Origin of the sequence: Runella aurantiaca, from assembly GCF_003339505.1 — a bacterium.
Classification (GTDB): Bacteria; Bacteroidota; Bacteroidia; order Cytophagales; family Spirosomataceae; genus Runella; species Runella aurantiaca.
The window spans coordinates 56,745-74,983 of sequence record NZ_QPIW01000013.1; the positions used below are offsets into that span (position 1 = coordinate 56,745).

At 45.2% G+C, this 18,239-nt stretch carries 12 protein-coding genes; 10 read left to right on the forward strand and 2 right to left on the reverse strand.

Annotation, left to right across the window (positions count from 1 at the left end):
• Positions 1-172: 172 nt before the first annotated feature.
• The 3 genes from DVG78_RS30375 to DVG78_RS16335 all read left to right on the forward strand — a co-directional run bounded on the left by DVG78_RS30375 (position 173) and on the right by DVG78_RS16335 (position 6,505).
• Positions 173-2,593, forward strand: coding sequence for an exo-alpha-sialidase (locus DVG78_RS30375; protein WP_114462128.1), 2,421 nt, complete (start codon positions 173-175; stop codon positions 2,591-2,593).
• 271 nt (positions 2,594-2,864) lie between these two features.
• Positions 2,865-4,418 carry a DUF4394 domain-containing protein gene (locus DVG78_RS16330; RefSeq protein ID WP_114462129.1) on the forward strand — a complete coding sequence of 518 codons (1,554 nt, stop codon included), beginning with the start codon at positions 2,865-2,867 and terminating at the stop codon, positions 4,416-4,418.
• A gap of 422 nt (positions 4,419-4,840) precedes the next feature.
• A complete protein-coding gene (locus tag DVG78_RS16335; RefSeq protein ID WP_114462130.1) occupies positions 4,841-6,505 on the forward strand; it encodes a glycosyltransferase family protein in 1,665 nt (554 codons plus the stop codon).
• A gap of 34 nt (positions 6,506-6,539) precedes the next feature.
• Here the strand turns inward: DVG78_RS16335 and DVG78_RS16340 are convergent, their stop codons facing one another.
• On the reverse strand, positions 6,540-9,017 hold the full coding sequence (locus tag DVG78_RS16340; RefSeq protein ID WP_114462131.1) for a YfhO family protein: 2,478 nt from the start codon (positions 9,015-9,017) through the stop codon (positions 6,540-6,542).
• A gap of 47 nt (positions 9,018-9,064) precedes the next feature.
• On the reverse strand, positions 9,065-9,913 hold the full coding sequence (locus DVG78_RS16345; RefSeq protein WP_114462132.1) for a class I SAM-dependent methyltransferase: 849 nt from the start codon (positions 9,911-9,913) through the stop codon (positions 9,065-9,067).
• 313 nt (positions 9,914-10,226) lie between these two features.
• Between DVG78_RS16345 and pfkA the strand changes: the two genes are divergently transcribed.
• From pfkA to DVG78_RS16380, 7 genes are all read left to right on the forward strand, one after another.
• Positions 10,227-11,201, forward strand: a complete 975-nt coding sequence (pfkA, locus tag DVG78_RS16350) for a 6-phosphofructokinase (protein ID WP_114070472.1) — start codon at positions 10,227-10,229, stop codon at positions 11,199-11,201.
• 543 nt (positions 11,202-11,744) lie between these two features.
• Positions 11,745-12,119 (forward strand): hypothetical protein, encoded by a 375-nt coding sequence (locus tag DVG78_RS16355; protein ID WP_147277099.1) that lies wholly within the window; start codon positions 11,745-11,747, stop codon positions 12,117-12,119.
• Between the two features lie 169 nt (positions 12,120-12,288).
• On the forward strand, positions 12,289-12,885 hold the full coding sequence (locus DVG78_RS16360; protein ID WP_114462134.1) for a Crp/Fnr family transcriptional regulator: 597 nt from the start codon (positions 12,289-12,291) through the stop codon (positions 12,883-12,885).
• 212 nt (positions 12,886-13,097) lie between these two features.
• Positions 13,098-13,565: a c-type cytochrome gene (locus DVG78_RS16365; RefSeq protein ID WP_114462230.1), complete on the forward strand. Its 468-nt coding sequence runs from the start codon at positions 13,098-13,100 to the stop codon at positions 13,563-13,565.
• 118 nt (positions 13,566-13,683) lie between these two features.
• Positions 13,684-15,687 carry a Sec-dependent nitrous-oxide reductase gene (gene nosZ, locus DVG78_RS16370; protein WP_114462135.1) on the forward strand — a complete coding sequence of 668 codons (2,004 nt, stop codon included), beginning with the start codon at positions 13,684-13,686 and terminating at the stop codon, positions 15,685-15,687.
• A 55-nt stretch (positions 15,688-15,742) separates the two neighbouring features.
• Positions 15,743-16,783 carry a nitrous oxide reductase accessory protein NosL gene (locus tag DVG78_RS16375; protein WP_114462136.1) on the forward strand — a complete coding sequence of 347 codons (1,041 nt, stop codon included), beginning with the start codon at positions 15,743-15,745 and terminating at the stop codon, positions 16,781-16,783.
• Between the two features lie 160 nt (positions 16,784-16,943).
• The gene (locus DVG78_RS16380; RefSeq protein WP_229598246.1) at positions 16,944-18,215 is read left to right on the forward strand and encodes a nitrous oxide reductase family maturation protein NosD; all 1,272 of its coding nucleotides are present in this window, start codon (positions 16,944-16,946) and stop codon (positions 18,213-18,215) included.
• Positions 18,216-18,239: the final 24 nt, after the last annotated feature.

An 18,239-nucleotide genomic window follows, 5' to 3' on the forward strand; every position in this document is an offset into this window, starting at 1 on the left:
GACCCACAAATTTTCTTTCATTTTCACGGATACGTTTTTCCACCGTATTTTATGTTTTGTGTACAATATTTTTAATTTTTTTTACTTCATTGCTTTAAATTATTAATATTTTTTATTTTTACTTTTGTGGTATATCAATATCCCGATTTTAACAAATCCCAACCCTCACACTATGAATCTAAAATCATTTTTTTTATTTCTATTCACTTTTATAGGCACGGTGCTTCGGGCGCAAACGCCTGCCGTTGTGTTGGTCAAAGAGGAATTTATTTTTGACAATCCTCCCGTCCCCTCCTGCCATGCCTCCAGCATTGTGCAAGTGGGCGACCAACATTTGATGGCAACTTGGTTTGGCGGTACTGCCGAAGGAAAACCCGACGTAACCATCTGGTTGTCAGAATACCAGAAAGGAAAATGGAGTCAACCTAAGCAAATGGCCGACGGCATCATCGACGCCAACAAGCGGTATCCTTGCTGGAATCCGGTTTTGTTCAAAACCCGCGAAGGAAAGCTCATGCTGTACTACAAAATAGGGCCTAATCCGCGCGAATGGTGGGGAATGGTGCGCTATTCTACCAACAACGGCAAAACGTGGTCGGCCCCCGAAAAGCTACCCGATGGCATGTTGGGTCCGATAAAAAACAAACCCATTCAACTCACCAACGGGGACATTTTGCACCCGACCAGCACCGAAAGTGTGACGGGAAATGTTTGGCATGTACATGTGGAAAAAACGGATAAAGACGGTAACAACTGGCAAAAAATCAGCATTGACAACGGCAATTTTGGCGCTATTCAGCCCAGTATTTTGACCTATCCAAACGGTAGAATGCAGATGCTTTGTCGCAGTCGTCAAAATGTGATAGTAGAAACATGGTCCAACGACGGCGGCAAAACGTGGAGCCCGGTCAGTGCAACTAGCCTGCCTAATCCGAACTCGGGCACCGATGCCGTAACCCTCAAAAACGGCACGCAAATTTTGATCTACAACCCCCTCATTCGCGGAAATGACTGGGCAAAAGGGCGCAATAAACTGCGTGTAGCGGCCTCCAAAGATGGCGTAAACTGGCAGGATATTTATTCGTTGGAAGACGAAGGCAAGGGTGAATTTAGCTACCCTGCCGTGATTCAAACCACCGACGGATTGGTGCATATTACGTACACCCACGAGCGCAAAAAAGTAAAACACGTAGTGTTGAAAGTACCCGATGTATTGCCTCCAAAACCCGTCGGACCTACTCCTTCAAAAGCCCAAATGGGCTGGCACGAAATGGAGCAAAATGCATTTATTCACTTCACTACCAACACGTTTACTGATTTGGAATGGGGCTACGGCGACGAGAAACCCTCTATTTTTAACCCTACCCAAACGGATGTGGACCAATGGATAAAAACCCTCAAAGACGCTGGCTTTAAAGGCGCTATCCTGACGGGCAAACACCACGATGGTTTCTGTCTGTTTCCTAGTCAATACACCGAACATTCCATCAAAAACAGTCCGTATAAAAATGGCAAAGGCGACATCGTTCGGGAAGTGGCCGATGCCTGCAAAAAATATGGTCTGAAATTCGGCATCTATTTATCCCCATGGGACCGCAACCACCCCGAATACGGCAAACCAGGCTACGTAGAATATTACCGCAATCAGCTCAAAGAAGTATTTACCAACTATGGTCCTGCGTTTGAAATGTGGTTTGACGGGGCCAACGGCGGCGATGGCTACTACGGCGGTGCCCGCGAAAAACGCCAAATCAAAGGCTCAACGTACTATGACTGGCCAAAAACGCTTGATCTGGTGCGCCAAATGGAGCCCAATGTCATTTTCTTCAGCGATGCTGGCCCAGGCGTACGCTGGGTAGGTAACGAGCGCGGCATAGCAGGCGAAACCAACTGGAATAGCATTACGCCCGATACGCTCTTTGCAGGCAAAGGCGGCATTGAAAAACTGTTGAACACTGGCTCAGAAGATGGCACCCAGTGGATTCCTGCCGAGGTCGATGTGTCGATTCGTCCGGGCTGGTTTTATCACGCCAAGGAAGATTCAAAAGTACGCACCCCCGAAAATCTCTTTGATATTTACCTAACATCGGTAGGACGCGGCTCAACGCTGCTCCTAAATGTGCCACCCGACCGCCGGGGATTGATTCACGAAAACGACGTCAAAGCCCTGCAAGGCTGGCGTGCCATGATTGACCGTGAATTCAAAACCAATCTGGCGGCCAATGCCAAAACCAAAGCCAGCTCTTTTCGGGGCAATGCCGTTTATTATGCCTCCGCCAACCTCACCGACGGCAACAAAGACACCTACTGGACCACCAACGACGATGTCACTACGGGAAGCGTGGAGATTGATTTGGGTAAAACCCAAACGGTAAAATATGTAACGTTAAAAGAATATATCGCCTTGGGTCAGCGCGTTAAATCGTTTGAAATAGAAGCATGGCAAAACGGGGCGTGGCAAAAAGTTGCCCAAGCCACCACCATTGGCTATAAGCGTATATTAAAATTAACTCCCGTACAAACCAGTAAAATCCGGGTGAATATTACCGCTTCAAAAGCCTCTCCGGTGCTTTCTGCGGTTGAAGTTTACTAACAAAATCTATTTTTATGGCGGTTACGGTGAAAAAAAACAAATCGTAACCGCCATAAAAACAAACAATGTTTCTTCTTCTATTGCTCGCCTTTATCGGGCTATTTGTAAACCAAAAGGTTATTTTAACCTCCTATTCTCTTCAACTATTCATCATACATTCCCCATTTGTGCCATTTAGCGTGTGCAATGCTTAAAATCCGGGGGTAAATTTTCTACGTAGGTACGGTTGTCCAATAGGTATCTTACTAACACTATTTAACAACCTTGTATCATGTTCCACGTCAAAAAACATCTACGTTTGTTTGCCGTTGCAGCCATTACGTCGCTGCTTACGCTCAACTCTTGTACTGATCACCGCTTACCGCCATCGCCTCAGACATTGCCAGATGTTTCGTTTTATGCACTCAACGACAACAACCAATTGATGTTTATCAATGTGCGGGCCACGAGTACACCCACCTCAACGGTGACCATTTCAGGACTGCCAACGGGAGAAAAAATACGCGCCATTGACTTCCGCCCCGCTACGGGCCAGTTGTATGGCGTTGGCAGCGACAGCCGTTTGTACGTCATTAATCCTACCTCTGGCGCAGCCCGCATGGTAGGAATGAATCCTTTGAATCCAACGGTCAATGGCACCATGATTGCTTTTGATTTTAATCCAACCGTGGACCGTATTCGCTTGGTAACCAATACGGGCCAAAATTTACGCCTCCACCCCGAAACAGGCGCCGTTGCCGTAATAGATGGAGCTATCAATGGCGCACCCGGCGCGATGATTACTAGTGCCGCTTATACCAACAACAAAGCAGGCGTAACCAGCACAACACTATACGACATTGACCCCGTCAATGACCGCCTTTACCGCCAAAACCCGCCTAACAATGGCACTTTGGAAGAAGTAGGGGCCCTTGGTTTGGACATCACGGGAACCTCAGGATTTGATATTTCCCCCAACGGCGACGCCATCGCCGCAGTAACCGTCTTTGGACAATCAGAACTGAATCAGGTGAATCTCTCAACGGGCCGCCTCCAAAAGCTGGGCGACCTTCCAGCCAACATCATTGGCATCGCCATTCCAACGGAGCCTGTTGCCTACGCCATTGACGGCTCTAACAACCTCCTCATTTTCAACCCAATCGCTGCTTCGCCAGTCACTCCAACCACCAAAACCATCATGGGATTGCAAATGGGTGAGAGTATCCTTGGCATTGATTTCCGTCCTTCCAACGGTCAATTGTACGCGTTGGGCAGCACGAGCAGAATTTATACACTTACGGTCAATGCCGCCAACACTGCCACTTATTCCGCCACGGCTTTGGGGGCAGGGCCGTTCACGCCTGCTTTATCAGGAACAAGTTTTGGGTTTGATTTTAACCCCGTACCTGACTTGATTCGTGTAGTGAGCAATACACGGCAAAATTTGCGCATAAGCCCCGTAACGGGAGCCATCAATACCGTTGACACGGAGTTGAGCATTATGTCGGCCAACGTTAGCGCCGCCGCTTATACTAATAATTTTGCGGGAACGATGTCCACTACCTTGTACGACATTGATACCCCTGCGGGAGGCAACGCCATGCTTTATACCCAAAATCCACCCAATAACGGAACCCTAAACTTGGTAGGCTCATTGGGCATACAGGTTGAAAGTGCCAATGGTTTTGACATCGGGGGTGCCAGCAACACGGCCTATGCGCTGCTTCGTTCGGGAGGAACAACGGGCGTTTATACCATTAACTTGGCCACGGGAGCTGCAACCCTAGGCTCCACCCTACAAGGCAACCCAACCGTGCGCGCCATGGCGGTAGGATTAGGTTTTTAATCCTCTGCTAGAGTGTTTTTTTTTTCGTCTTGTTTCAAACAAGATAGTCGTTTTGGGAAAAAACACCAACGATTTAGAATTTGATTTGATAAGGGCAGGCTTTAGGTCTGCCCTTTTTTTGTTGGGTTTTCTCAACCCAAAATGTAGCATTACAACCTGTAACAGATGCCACCAAAGGTCAACAAAAATCACCGCCTAAAGAGCGCAAGCGAAGATTCGCTGCAAAAAATATACTTTGACTACTATATTCGCGATATGATACGCCCACAACTGGCTATTTTTGTTGAACGAATCATTTTAAAACCCTGAGGATGAAAGCCAAACTTGATACATTCACGCGGATGACGCCAAGCTGTAGCCACCTAACCAAACCAGTACCCAATAATTACTCAACCCTATAACTCAATAAATATTTACGAATTATGTTTTTTTCGCGGCTCCAATTTGACGAATGCCCTCATTATTTTTGGATTCTTGGCCATGTACTTTTAGGGACTTTTAGTATTTGGCTTATCCTTCGTCAAAAACCCCTCGCCGATTGGCTTTTTTTTACCCTCATTTTCGTCATTACGGGCACCATGCGCCTGCCCGTCTTTTTGTTCAATTACCAAATTGATGTCGACGAAGCGCAAGCGCTGGCACAGGGCATCACCCTCGCCGTTGACCCCGTCATTTATCAATCAGTCGACCCCACGACGGGGGGACCACTTACAAGTTATTTTTTGGCGGCTTGTTCGCATTTATTTCCCCTTAATTTCCAGTTTGCCCATATTTTGAGTTGGGTCTTTACCCTAACGGCTTTGCTTATGGTGTACAAAGCCGTCCAATACCTACAACTAGGTTCTACGGTACAGTTGGCGATGCTCCCCTTCATTGCTTTAATAAGTTTCAGCCAAACAAGCGATTTTGTTCACTTTTATAGCGAAGCACTTTCAATTTCAGTTCTTAGTATAAGTGTTTGGTTTTTAGCCCGTTGGACCTATTACAAAAACTTTACAATCGTTGAACTTATCACTTTTGGTCTATTAATGGGACTCTTACCTCTTTGTAAAATCCAAGCTGTTCCAATGGCTTTTGTGGTAGGGGTATTTGCTTGTATTCAAATCTTCCTGTTTCAGAAGTCAAAGTTTGTCGGTTATAGCTCACTTATAATTGGTAGCATTTTGGTGGTGTGGGCAGTATGGAGTATTTTTCTTTGGGCAAATGACGTATTTGATGACTTTATCACTTTTTATATCAAAGCTAATTTTCAATACAAAGACAATTTAGCTTCGGCCACCCGTCGCAGTCATTTGGTCAATTTTTTTCGGCTCCCGTACGTCATTGCCCGGGGAAACAGCAACTTTGAATGGGTCCTTTTACCCTTGTGTCTGCTCTTTTTAAATTTTGCGTATATATGTTTTCTTACAAAAAAAATCAGCCATTTCTTCAAAATGGACTCCTATTTCTGGATCATGCTGATTGCATATCTGATTATGACCGATATAGCCGTTACGCGTACTGGGAGTTTTTATGCGCATTATTATCATTTTTTATTTCTCCCCTTTTTGTTATTAATAAGTTGGTCCCTAAAACATATACCTACTCGGAGCCGTTGGCTCATTCTCTCCGCCCAATTAGGTTTTTTGTATCTTTTACTACAAAACATAGTTTACGACCGACCGACCAACGAATATCCTTTTTATGGTCGAAATCAAGATATAAGTGATGCTAAAATAGTCTCCTCCATTCGGAAGTACGGAAAAGAAGATGATTATCTGGCTGTATGGGGCTGGTCGTGTAACTACTTTGTAGAAGCCAAAATGCCGCAGGGAGTCAACGAGAACCATACCACCCGAAGTGCCATGAAGCAACCCTTGCAACCTATTTATCTTGAGCGCTACCTAAAGGATTTGAAGCGAACCAAGCCGCCAATATTTGTGGATGCAGTAGGCGAAAAAGCCATTTGGATCAATGACCGCTCAAAATACGGTCACGAGTGTTTTTCGACATTGGCGAAGTACATTGCCGAAAACTACACACTCAAAGAAGAATTGGAAGACGTGCGCATCTATGTCCGAAACAAAAAAGGGAATCTGGCCCAATAACCAGACTCCCTTCAAATTAAACATTATCTACTTCCTACAGGTCGTCAGTAGGTTTACGGCGATATTCCATAAAAACAGCCCCTACTAGCAACAATAGCCAAGCTGCCGCCGCAAAACGGTCAATCTGCTGCCCAGTTTTGACCGCAGGCGGATCAAATTTAAACTCAATCTTGTGCTTACCTGCGGGCACGGTCATGGCTCTCAGGATATAATTGGCCCTAAAATGCGGGGTTTCTTGCCCATCTACGTATGCCTTCCAATCAATTCCTCCCCGGTAATAAATTTCGGAAAAAACCGCCACCTGCGCCACTTTAGATTCTGACTCATAGGTCAAATGATTGGGCTTATAATCCGTCAATCGAATGGTAGCCGAGGTATCGGTCTGCGGATTTACGGTTTTTAATTGCTCAGAAAAACGTTTATCGACAAATGCCGTTTGACGAGGATTAAAGGCATCCAGTGCCTTCAATTCTTCATCGGCATTGTTTACTTGTTTCACTTCTTTCACAAACCACGCATTCCCTAAGGCTTCGGGATTACGCTGTACGGTAGGTTGTCCATCCTGGGCTGGCACAATAAAATAGCGGGTATTAAGCATATTGTACACGGCCATGTTGTTCTTAGACATCTGAGCATCTACCACCTCACGATACCGGCGCAGTGTAGCACCGTGATAACCACCCAATGATTTATGAAAATACGAGGGTTTTGCATCCTGAAATGGGCTCGTTGTCAAGTCAATGACACGGTAGTTCGGGTCCGTATCCTGCATGATTTGAAGGTTGGCAGGGCTAGGCTGAAACAGGTCGTCGTATGAATAATATTTTTGTTGGAAGCTATCGTTATTCAAATAACGACGGTCAACGGCCCACATATCTATCAAAACTAAGCCTGCCAATAGCGCCGCCACGGCAGTCACATTTTTGAGCATTTGGTTGGCATAGGCCCAAACTAACCCCGCACCGAGGAGAATAAAAATGAGGCTCCGGAAGGCATCTGCTCTCAGCATATCACTACGGTCGGACAATAGTGCCGTGTAGATTTCATTGGCTGCGGCCCGATTATTACCAAACTGCTGCGTAAGGTTTTCTACAAAACGAGGGTCGTTTTCGCTTCTGAAATCAAACAGGCCAGGTACCAGCGCAAAAAGGAGCGCCACACCTCCCGTCAATCCTAAACTAATATAAAAAGGGCGCTTCAGCTCCGACCAGTTGGGCTTATTAGCCAACAAGCTTTTTACACCCAAGGCCGCAATAACCACCACGCACAACTGCACCAACGACATGGCCATGCTCACCGCCCGAAACTTGTTAAACATCGGGAAGTAATCAAACAGGGTATAATTGACAATGGCAAGGTTTTTTCCCCAAGAAATAAAAAGGAAGAACACAAAAGCAACCGCAAAAGGGTATTTATAGCGATTGTCGGCAATGAAAAGGCCCAGTACAAACAAAAAGCAAATGATGGCTCCCGCGTAAATGCCTCCTCCAACAAACGTCTGGTCGCCCCAGTACGTGGAGATTTGACGCACAAATTGAGAAGCGGTTTCAGGAGGGATATTGTACCTACCAAGGGTTTTATACACTTCCGATTTCTCGTCCAGTTCGCCCCCCGACGCCCCCCCCGAAAAATTCGGAATGAGCAAAGTCAGCGATTCCAATTTGCCATAACTCCAGTTGAAGGCATAGTCACGATCAAGGCCGCCACTGGTGCTTTTTTGGCCCGGTTTAGGGCTTAATTCCGATTTGCCACGGATGGTTTCTTTGGTATATTCCAAGGTAGTCCATAACGTAGACGTGTTGTTTGCCACAATGACGAGTCCGAATACCGCGATAAAAACAGTAGCGAGGATAAACTTACCGATGTAATTTTTGCGGAAAGCCCTTACCAATTCAAAGAGCCCTAAAATGATCATTAAAAGCCCCGAATAGAAAGTGATTTGCGCGTGGTTTGCCCATAAATCCAACCCCAATCCAAAACTGAATACCGAAGCTCCCAGCCAACTTCGGCCCCGGTAGGCCCACACCATCCCCGCAATCATGATGGGTGCAAAAGAGAGTGCGTTGACTTTAGAAATATGCCCTGCTTCAATGATTTGAATGTTATACGAAAAAAATGCGAAAGCAATCGCCCCCAAAATACTCGCCCACAGACCGCATTCGAGGGCAATAAGCAGCAAATACGCCCCCAATAGATAAAAGAAAATATAACTACCTTGTCCGAATTGACTGGTAAACATCCCGATGGGCGCCACTGCGCCCTTTGAAAGTCGCCCCCAAATAAAATACGTCGGCATTCCACCAAAGGTACTGTTGGTCCAACCCGACCATTCGCCCGTTTTTTTGAAGTAATCCGCTACTTCATGCGACGTAGCGGCGGCTTGTACTGGGTCGTTTTGGATCAGTACCTTTCCTTTAAAAACGGGGCTCATGTATCCCCATGACAAAATGGCAAAGCCTAAAATAACCAACAGGTGCGGCACTAATGATTTAAAATTTATTCCTTTTTTCATGTGTTTATGATTCCTTAATCAATTTGAAGGGCGAAAATAGTTCTTAGTTAAAGAGGTTTAATAAGTGGTTTGGTCTGCTCAAAAGCGACGGCAATACTTGCACCCAGGTACCAATGGTTTTTGGGTACTTCCTGAAAATACAAAAACTTACGGTTTGTTTTTAACGCAAATTCGTGAAGTTTGGTATTGCAGTGAGCATTGTCGGCAATGATATAAGAAGAAGCACTTAATTGATTTTTGATGGTTTCGTACTCTTCGGCCTCGTAGTTTTCTGAATGGTCGCTGTCGTTGATAAACACGTCAATTGGTGCTTTTATTTCTTTCAAGGATTTGATAGAATCTCCGTATAAGATTTTACCCATTTGAGAATAGGGAGGTTTAAACAAAAAGCCAGCACTGGGATTGATGTCCGTTCCGTAGTAGGTTCCTTCAAAACCCTCTTCTTTGTTACGTAACAAAGCTGCCCCAATAACGCAACTGCCGAGTCCTTTGTCAACGCCAGTTTCAATCACTACTTTGGGTTTGGCCACCCGAATGATGGCATACCACCCAATCCGCCGGGCCAAACGCACTTCTTTATCTGACTTAAAGGCATCAGCACCATGGCGATATAACTCTTCGACGTGCGTATAGAAAGCTTTATCTTCTAAAATTTCGTTGAAGTATAATGTAATCTCTTGGTATGTTTTACCCGTAACAGCAGCAATAAAATGTCCCAAATAAATCAAGTTGTCGTCTCTAAGATGGTACGTAAGATTGGTTGTTTCTTTTGAGACGAAAAGCCACTTAACATACCTACCAACTACCCCTAATACAAAACTCAGTCCGACCCTAATACGGTACAAAATCAACAATAATCGCCCAATCAGAGGTAGTTTAGCAAGGTTTCTGAACATAATTTAAAGTTTATAGCATTCAGGCAAAAGTAGTAATTTTACGAATTGGGTTTGTTTAATACTCAAAAAGTTTTCGTTGAATTTGACGAAGATACAACACCCAAAAAGGAGCAAAACAAGTCGATAAAATCCTGCTCCACAGCACTGTGCAGAGGTTCTATCCAAAGGAATGCAAGTTAAATTTTCAAGAAAATTTCAAAATATTCGGTTTTTCATCGAAATAGAAAATAAATTTGTGTGTTTTTAGTAGAATGCAGTTTGGTATATACTGCGCCCTACCAAAATAAGCAACCACCTTAATGCCTAACTTATGATTAAAAAAATTGCGGTTTTTACCTCCGGCGGTGACGCCCCCGGTATGAACGCCTGTATCCGCGCTGTGGTCCGTACTGCTATGTACTACGGAATAGAAGTTTACGGTATCCGTCGCGGTTACAATGGGATGATTGCCGGCGATATTTATCAGATGACTTCTCATTCTGTTAGTAATATTATACAGCGTGGCGGAACCATTCTTAAATCGGCCCGCAGCAAAGAGTTTATGACCAAAGAAGGTCGTCAAAAAGCGTTTGAACAACTACAGAAATTCGGAATTGAAGGACTCGTTGCCATCGGTGGAAACGGAACGTTTACGGGTGCCACCATTTTTTACGACGAATACGGCATTCCTACCGTAGGCGCGCCAGGAACCATCGACAATGACCTCTACGGCACCGACTACACCATTGGCTACGATACCGCCGTAAATACAGCGCTAGAAGCCATTGATAAGATTAGAGATACTGCCGACTCACACGACCGCGTATTCTTTATTGAAGTAATGGGCCGTGACTCTGGCTACATTGCCATTCAGTCAGGAATTGCGGGCGGCGCCGAAATCGTAATGGTCCCCGAAGTACTGACGCCAATCTCGGAAGTCGTCGAAACCCTCAAGCAAGGCTGGAACCGTTCAAAATCTTCGTCTATCATCGTAGTCGCCGAAGGAGATGAAGAAGGCAACGCCGCCGAAGTAGCCGAAAAAATAAAATCAAGGGTTGAAATCGACATAGACATTCGCGTAACTACCCTCGGGCACATCCAACGGGGCGGTATTCCAACGGCTTATGACCGGATTTTGGCGAGTCGTCTAGGGTTGGGAGCCGTGGAAGGCCTCATGAACGATCACAAAAATGTGATGGTCGGAATAATCCATAACGAAATCGTTTACACGCCTTTCAGGGATACGATTCGATTGCCCAAACCCATTAACGAAGATATGCTTCGAATGGTAAAAATTCTGAGCACCTAGTTCTCCAATATTATTGAAGCATGACTTCAGTGCTTCAAATACACACAACCCTATAGAATAAGTTTTTGGGCTCGCCCTGAAACTTATTCTTTTCAATTTTTCGATGGTTATATCTTTTACCCACAATAACCTCGAATGTCTTCTAAGCAGCAGCCCGTTGATTTTAAATCCGTCTATTGTTTTGTTTTTCTCATTCAGGGATTAAATCCACTTTAAAATGTTTTCTATTTTAATATGATGAAAACATTTTCAGTATAAAATAATCTTTGGAGTTTTTTGTAAAGTATTTTCCTTCAGAATGCTGATAAGCAACGAAAATACGTTTACCTAAGTAGATGTTTGTACATTAAAAAATGATTTAAATCATTCTTTTGAATATACCATATCGTTACATTTGTAAAATGTAATAGTCTGTCGTTCAGTTATTGCACGTGGTCAAGTTGTTTTTGGAGAGGTTTCGGCTGTCTATTCTCTAATTTTAGCACAAATAGAGGAATGGAAAACCCACTCACTTTATTTCCCGCTTATTCTATTACCTTACCTATGAAACCATCAAACGCGGCTTCTGAACTTTCAAAATCTTATGTTAATGCCAATGGCAAGCTGGTTTTGGTCGAACCTCCTCTGAAGCATGTTGTTAAAACAGCCAATGCCATCCTGAAAGAGTTGCCAACTTCTGTAATAAGCATGATAGCCGCAATGTTTTTAACCCAGCTATATTTACTTTTTTACATCTCACAAGTTCTTCAATCGCCTTACTATCAGTCAAATATAAAAGCCCCATTCTTTCTGTTCATTATGTTAGGTGTATTTATTTGTATTGCTTTCAAACTCGGTTGGTCGTTGGTGACCGAAAAAGAAGAAGCCTTACAAAAAGCCGCCCTGCTCAGAAAAGCCCGAAGTTTGCAGAAAAACTAATTTTCTACCTTCATAAACTTTTTGGTTCCATCATTTTGGTGACTATTTCCACAGTCAATGATTGTTTTTTGTCCTTTATAACCTGTTTTTTCAGCCATTCATGATGCTCGTCATAGCGGTACTTAGTATATATACTCATTTTTCGTAAAATATACTACTCAATACAGTTATGACAGTGATTCCATCTTCTCTACTTCAGCAATATGGTGCTTCACTTAACCGCTTCGCAAAGGGTGAATACATCTTTCACGAAAGCTGGCCCGCTCATTTCTATTTTCAGTTAGAAGAAGGAAGCATTAAAATGTTTAATTCAGGTGAAAATAACGACTATATCCAAGGGCTATTTTCACACGGCGAAAGTTTTGGCGAACCTCCCCTAATAGCGGACTTTAGCTACCCTGCCGATGCAAAAGCCGTCACAAATTGTAAGATTTGGGTACTAAAAAAGGTTGATTATCTAAGGCTATTACGCGACAACCCTGGTGTTCATTTTGAATTCACTAAAATGCTAGCTATCAGGCTTTGCCATAAGACCAAGCTGCTCAACGCCATGAATACCCAAAATCCCGAAAAAAGGATTTTGACCATCATCGATTATTTCAAAAATAAGGTCCCGCATCCAAGCCCATGCTATGAAGTACCTTTTACCCGGCAGGCCATTGCTGATATGACAGGTTTGAGAGTAGAGACTGTCATTAAAAAAGTATTACGCCTAGCCGAACTAGGTGAACTAGAGCTTCTAGACCATAAGATAGTACGCCATTAAAAAAACGATATTCATCACTTTTAAAGCCCCAATTGGGGCTTTTTTTATGAGTATTAAGTAAAATTACTTAGTATTTATAACTAATTTTTACTGCTCAAAGTCTTCTATTCTTTATGACCGAAACCATAAGAATGGGGGTAGGTCGGGTCGTAGGTTTGCAAAACCAAAAGGCTGCAAAGCCATTGTTTTCAAATCTAAAATCAACTATAAAGATGAAACGTACAACCATTCAGTTCCTGCTGCTCCTGACCACCCTGATCTGGTATGGATGCTCGGGCAAGGGAGCCGAACAACGCGCAGAAGCCCCCGAAGTTGACTCAACGGCCATTCTGGACCAGCCCGAAACCCACGGCTCCGAAGTCAAAGAGGTAAAGCTCACCAATCCACTCGACCCAATAATGGTCAAAACAGGCAGTGACATCTACGACTTAAAATGCTCGTCGTGCCACAAACTCACCGAAGACCGCATTGTAGGTCCAGGTTGGGCGGGAGTTACCAAAAGACGTAAACCCGAGTGGATTATCAACATGATTACCAACGTAGACATGATGCTCGCCGAAGACGCCGAAGCCCAAAAACTCCTTGAGCAATGCCTCGTGCGGATGCCCAACCAAAACATTACCCCCGAAGAAGCCCGCAGCATCATTGAATTTATGCGCAAAAACGATGGGGAAAAGTGAGGGGGCTGTTTGCAGTAAGCAGTTTGCTGTTTGCAGTAGTTCAGGATAAGGTCAGACGGGGTCGCCCAGACGGGGTCGCCCAGACCGAAAGTATAAACATCAAAAAACAAATAACTCAATGAAAATCATTAATATCAGCAGTATCGCTTTGGCGGTGCTGGCAGGGGGCTTTTTTGCCTGCAAACCCGACAATGCTGGCAAATCTGGCGGCTCCGAGCTCGCAGGTGACGCCGCCCAAAAAGTATACGTGGCCCCCGGCAAGCACGATGAATTCTACAATATCGTCTCGGGCGGATTCAACGGACAACTATCGGTCGTAGGTTTACCTTCGGGCCGGGTATTGCGCATTATCCCTGTTTTCTCCCAATTTGCCGAAAATGGCTGGGGATACAGCGAGGAAACCAAACCCATGCTCAATACCTCGCATGGATTTGTACCTTGGGATGACTCTCACCACGTGGCTCTTTCAACCACCAACGGAGAGCACGACGGCAAGTGGGCATTTATCAATGGCAACAATACGCCGCGCATTGCCCGCGTCAGCCTTTCTACTTTTCGTACCGACGAAATCATCGAAATTCCCAACTCGGGCGGCAATCACTCCTCGCCGTTTATCACCGCCAACTCCGAATACGCCGTGGCTGGAACGCGCTTTTCGGTGCCCCCCGATGCCAACGCCGACGTATCCATCAATAGTTTTAAGCAAAACTTCAAAGGCTACATCAGCTTTATCAGCATCGACAAAACCACGGGGCGTATGGGCATTAAGTTCCAGTTGAAAACCCCGGGCGTAAGTTTTGACTTGGCCCGCGCTGGAAAAGGCAAATCCGACGGTTGGTTTTTCTTCTCGTGCTACAACACAGAGCAAGCCAATTCTTTGCTTGAAGTAAATGCTTCGCAAAAAGACAAAGACTTTATTTTGGCCGTAAACTGGAAAAAAGCCGAGCAGTATTTAGCCCAAGGCAAAGGCAAGAAAGAAGCGGCGAAGTTTGCGCACAACGTTTACGACGAAAAAACGCACTCCGCTACCTCGACCATCATCAATGAGGTAATGACACTTGACCCCAAAGAGTGCCCAGACATGCTGTACTTTATGCCTTGTCCTAAGTCTCCGCACGGCTGCGACGTTGACCCAACGGGTAGCTACATTGTAGGCTCGGGCAAATTGGCCGCTGTCATCCCCGTATTTTCGTTTGATAAAATCCAACAAGCGATTGCCGCAAAAACATTTGACGGTAGTTTTGACGGGATTCCCGTGCTGAAATACGAAGCTGTGTTGCACGGAGAAGTGAAAAAACCAGGCCTAGGGCCACTGCATACCGAGTTTGACGGACAAGGAAATGCCATTACCTCCTTCTTTGTTTCTTCGGAATTGGTAAAATGGAACCTTCAATCTCTGGAAGTACTTGACCGCGTACCCACGTACTATTCGGTAGGTCACTTGTCGATTCCTGGCGGACCCACCTCCAAACCACACGGAAAATACGTGATTGCGTACAACAAAATCACCAAAGACCGCTACTTGCCTACGGGCCCTGAATTGACTCAATCGGCGCAGTTGTACGATATTTCGGGTGAAAAAATGAAGCTATTGCTTGACTTCCCCACCATTGGAGAGCCGCACTACGCCGAAGCTATCCCCGCCTCTTTGGTCGAAAAGAACTCACGAAAGATTTTCAAATTGGAAGAAAATAACCACCCTTACGTAGCCAAAGGAGAAAAAGAAGCCAAAGTAGTACGTAAAGGCAACGAAGTACACGTGTACATGACCTCCATTCGGTCGCACTTTACACCTGATAATATCGAAGGCGTAAAAATGGGCGACGACGTTTATTTTCACGTCACCAACTTAGAGCAGGACTGGGACGTACCCCACGGATTTGCGGTACGCGGGGCCAACAACGCCGAAATTCTCATCATGCCTGGCGAAACTTGTACCCTCAAATGGAAACCGTCCAGAGTAGGTGTTACGCCAATCTACTGCACAGACTTCTGCTCGGCACTCCACCAAGAAATGCAGGGATACGTGCGCGTATCACCCGCTGGCAGCAAAATCCCCCTTTCGTGGGGAACGGGCAAAAACCCAACGGCTGAAGCAGAACAGAAAGTAGCAAAACGCTAAAAATGATTGCGTCAGGGTTGAAAATGCTTCCCTGACGCAATTAAAACACACTTCGATGAAACCAATCCACAACATCTCAAGGGCCGGCATAGCGGTAGCTTCGTTGGCATTGATTGCGACCTATTTCGTGCCGCTTTGGCGCATTGATTTATGGGCACCGCAATATCCCGAAGGCTTAGTTATGAAAATTTGGCTTTCCAAATTATCGGGTGATGTAGAAATCATCAACGGGCTGAACCACTACATCGGTATGGCCCACATCAAGGAAGAAATGTTTCCTGAATTTAAGATATTGCCTTATGCCGTAGGCTTTTACATCGTATTCGGGCTGCTCACGGCTTTGCTAAAAAACCGAAAAATGCTGGTCAGTTACTTCGTGTTAATCGTGCTGGCGGGCGTGGTGGCGCTGTATGATTTCTGGAAATGGGGCTACGAATACGGCCACAACCTCAGCGACGACGCACCCATCAAAGTACCCGGCATGGCGTATCAGCCACCGCTCATCGGCTACAAAGAATTACTCAATTTTGGGGCGTATTCGATGCCCGACGTGGGCGGATGGGTGTTTGTGGTTCTGGGTGTAGTAGTCGTTATGGCCCTTATCTACGAATTCTATTTTTCAGAAAAACTTAAAAAGCCTTTTCAAAAATCCTCTATCAAGCCCGCAGTGCTTTGGGCAATCATCAGTTTGGGAACAATTTCACAAAGTTGCACCCAAACAACCGAGCCGATTCGCTACGGAAAAGATGCCTGCGAATTTTGCAAAATGACCATCGTAGACAAGCGATACGCCGCCGAAATCGTCACCGACAAGGGCAAAGCCTTTAAATTTGACGACCTGAGCTGCATGGTAAAATACCTAAAAGTCAACAAATTGGACGAATCAACGCTCGCATTTTTGGTGGTCAATGATTACAGTAATCCTGGCGAATTGATTGACGTAAAAACGGCGGTTTTTCTAAGCAGCAAAGATTTTCGCAGCCCGATGCGCGGCGATGTGGCGGCATTCAGCCCCAAATCCTTCGCTACTGCCAACAAGGCCGAGTTTGCCCAAGCCAAAATGCTGACGTGGAAAGAAGTAGTTGCCATTTTTTAAGCCTCAAAATAAGGTACTCCAAACGATTTCAACCATGAGCGTACTGTTTCATTCTCTTCTCTTAGGTCACAGAGTTTCACGGAGTGAATCCCAGAATCACACGATGTATCCTCAACATTTCTCTGTGCAACTCGGTGATTTTCAAACTCCGCGCAACGCTGTGTCAGAAAACAGATACGCTCCTGCTTTTTGGCGGTTTCTCTCTATTTGTTTAAACGTCACGGTCTTCCTAACGAGTTTTTCTGCGCAAGCCCGTACTTGGAAAATCAGTGCTACTCAAAATTTTAAACGTGCCATTGCACAAGCCCATCCCTACGATACACTTCTGATTCATAAAGGTTTATACCGCATCAATAACATCATCATTGACAAACCTCTGACCATCATCGGTCAAAACTTTCCCGTACTCGACGGGCAGTTTAAGAATGAAATTTTTACCATTACCGCCAATGACGTTACCATCCAAGGCCTGCATTTTGAAAACGTAGGCATGACGAGCATGATTGACTGGGCGGCCATTAAAGTACTGGAATCCAGCCATGTACGCATCATCGGCAACCGCGTCAGAAACAGTTATTTTGGCATTTATCTTTCGGCCTCTGACCATTGTTTGGTGCAAGAAAACGACGTGCGCGGCAATCCCAAAGAAGAGCAAAATACGGGAAACGGCATCCACGCTTGGAAATGCGACAGCATTCGGGTTGAAAACAACCGAGTAGCGGGCCACCGCGACGGAATCTATTTTGAGTTTGTGACCAATTCAAGCATCCAACGCAATTTTAGCTATCAAAACATTCGATACGGCCTGCACTTTATGTTTTCACATAAAAACGGCTATTTCTACAATACCTTTCGCCAAAACGGCGCAGGGGTGGCCGTCATGTACACAAAGTTTGTGACCATGAAGCACAACATTTTTGAACAAAATTGGGGAGGCGCAGCCTACGGGCTATTGCTGAAAGACATCTCCGACAGCCACATTGAACAAAATACATTCAACATCAACACCATCGGCGTATACATGGAAGGATGTAGTCGCTCGGTGTTTTCCCATAATCAATTCATCAAGAACGGCTACGCCATTCGGGTTCAGGCCAATTGCGACGACAATACGCTGGTTTACAACAACTTCAAAGGAAACACCTTCGATGTAGCCACCAACGGCAATGTGGTTTTAACCAAAGTAGCCCATAACTATTGGGACAAATACGAAGGCTACGACCTCAACCGCGACGGCATTGGCGATGTGCCCTTCCGCCCCGTGAGCCTCTACGCAAGCGTGGTTGAGCGCATACCACAGGCCATGATGCTGCTCCGGAGTTTTACCGTGACGCTGTTGGACCGCATCGAAAAAATCATCCCGAGCATCACACCCGAAGGCATGAAAGATGAATCACCCATGATGAAACCGATTATCAATCGGAACAGGTAGAACGGAAGGTCGGAGAACGGATTT

Bases quoted from the DNA above. Each gene is read 5' to 3' on its own strand.
- DVG78_RS30375 (WP_114462128.1), top strand. From the start codon at position 173: ATGAATCTAAAATCATTTTTTTTATTTCTATTCACTTTTATAGGCACG.
- DVG78_RS16330 (WP_114462129.1), top strand. From the start codon at position 2,865: ATGTTCCACGTCAAAAAACATCTACGTTTGTTTGCCGTTGCAGCCATT.
- DVG78_RS16335 (WP_114462130.1), top strand. From the start codon at position 4,841: ATGTTTTTTTCGCGGCTCCAATTTGACGAATGCCCTCATTATTTTTGG.
- DVG78_RS16340 (WP_114462131.1), bottom strand. From the start codon at position 9,017: ATGAAAAAAGGAATAAATTTTAAATCATTAGTGCCGCACCTGTTGGTT.
- DVG78_RS16345 (WP_114462132.1), bottom strand. From the start codon at position 9,913: ATGTTCAGAAACCTTGCTAAACTACCTCTGATTGGGCGATTATTGTTG.
- DVG78_RS16355 (WP_147277099.1), top strand. From the start codon at position 11,745: ATGAAACCATCAAACGCGGCTTCTGAACTTTCAAAATCTTATGTTAAT.
- DVG78_RS16360 (WP_114462134.1), top strand. From the start codon at position 12,289: ATGACAGTGATTCCATCTTCTCTACTTCAGCAATATGGTGCTTCACTT.
- DVG78_RS16365 (WP_114462230.1), top strand. From the start codon at position 13,098: ATGAAACGTACAACCATTCAGTTCCTGCTGCTCCTGACCACCCTGATC.
- nosZ (WP_114462135.1), top strand. From the start codon at position 13,684: ATGAAAATCATTAATATCAGCAGTATCGCTTTGGCGGTGCTGGCAGGG.
- DVG78_RS16375 (WP_114462136.1), top strand. From the start codon at position 15,743: ATGAAACCAATCCACAACATCTCAAGGGCCGGCATAGCGGTAGCTTCG.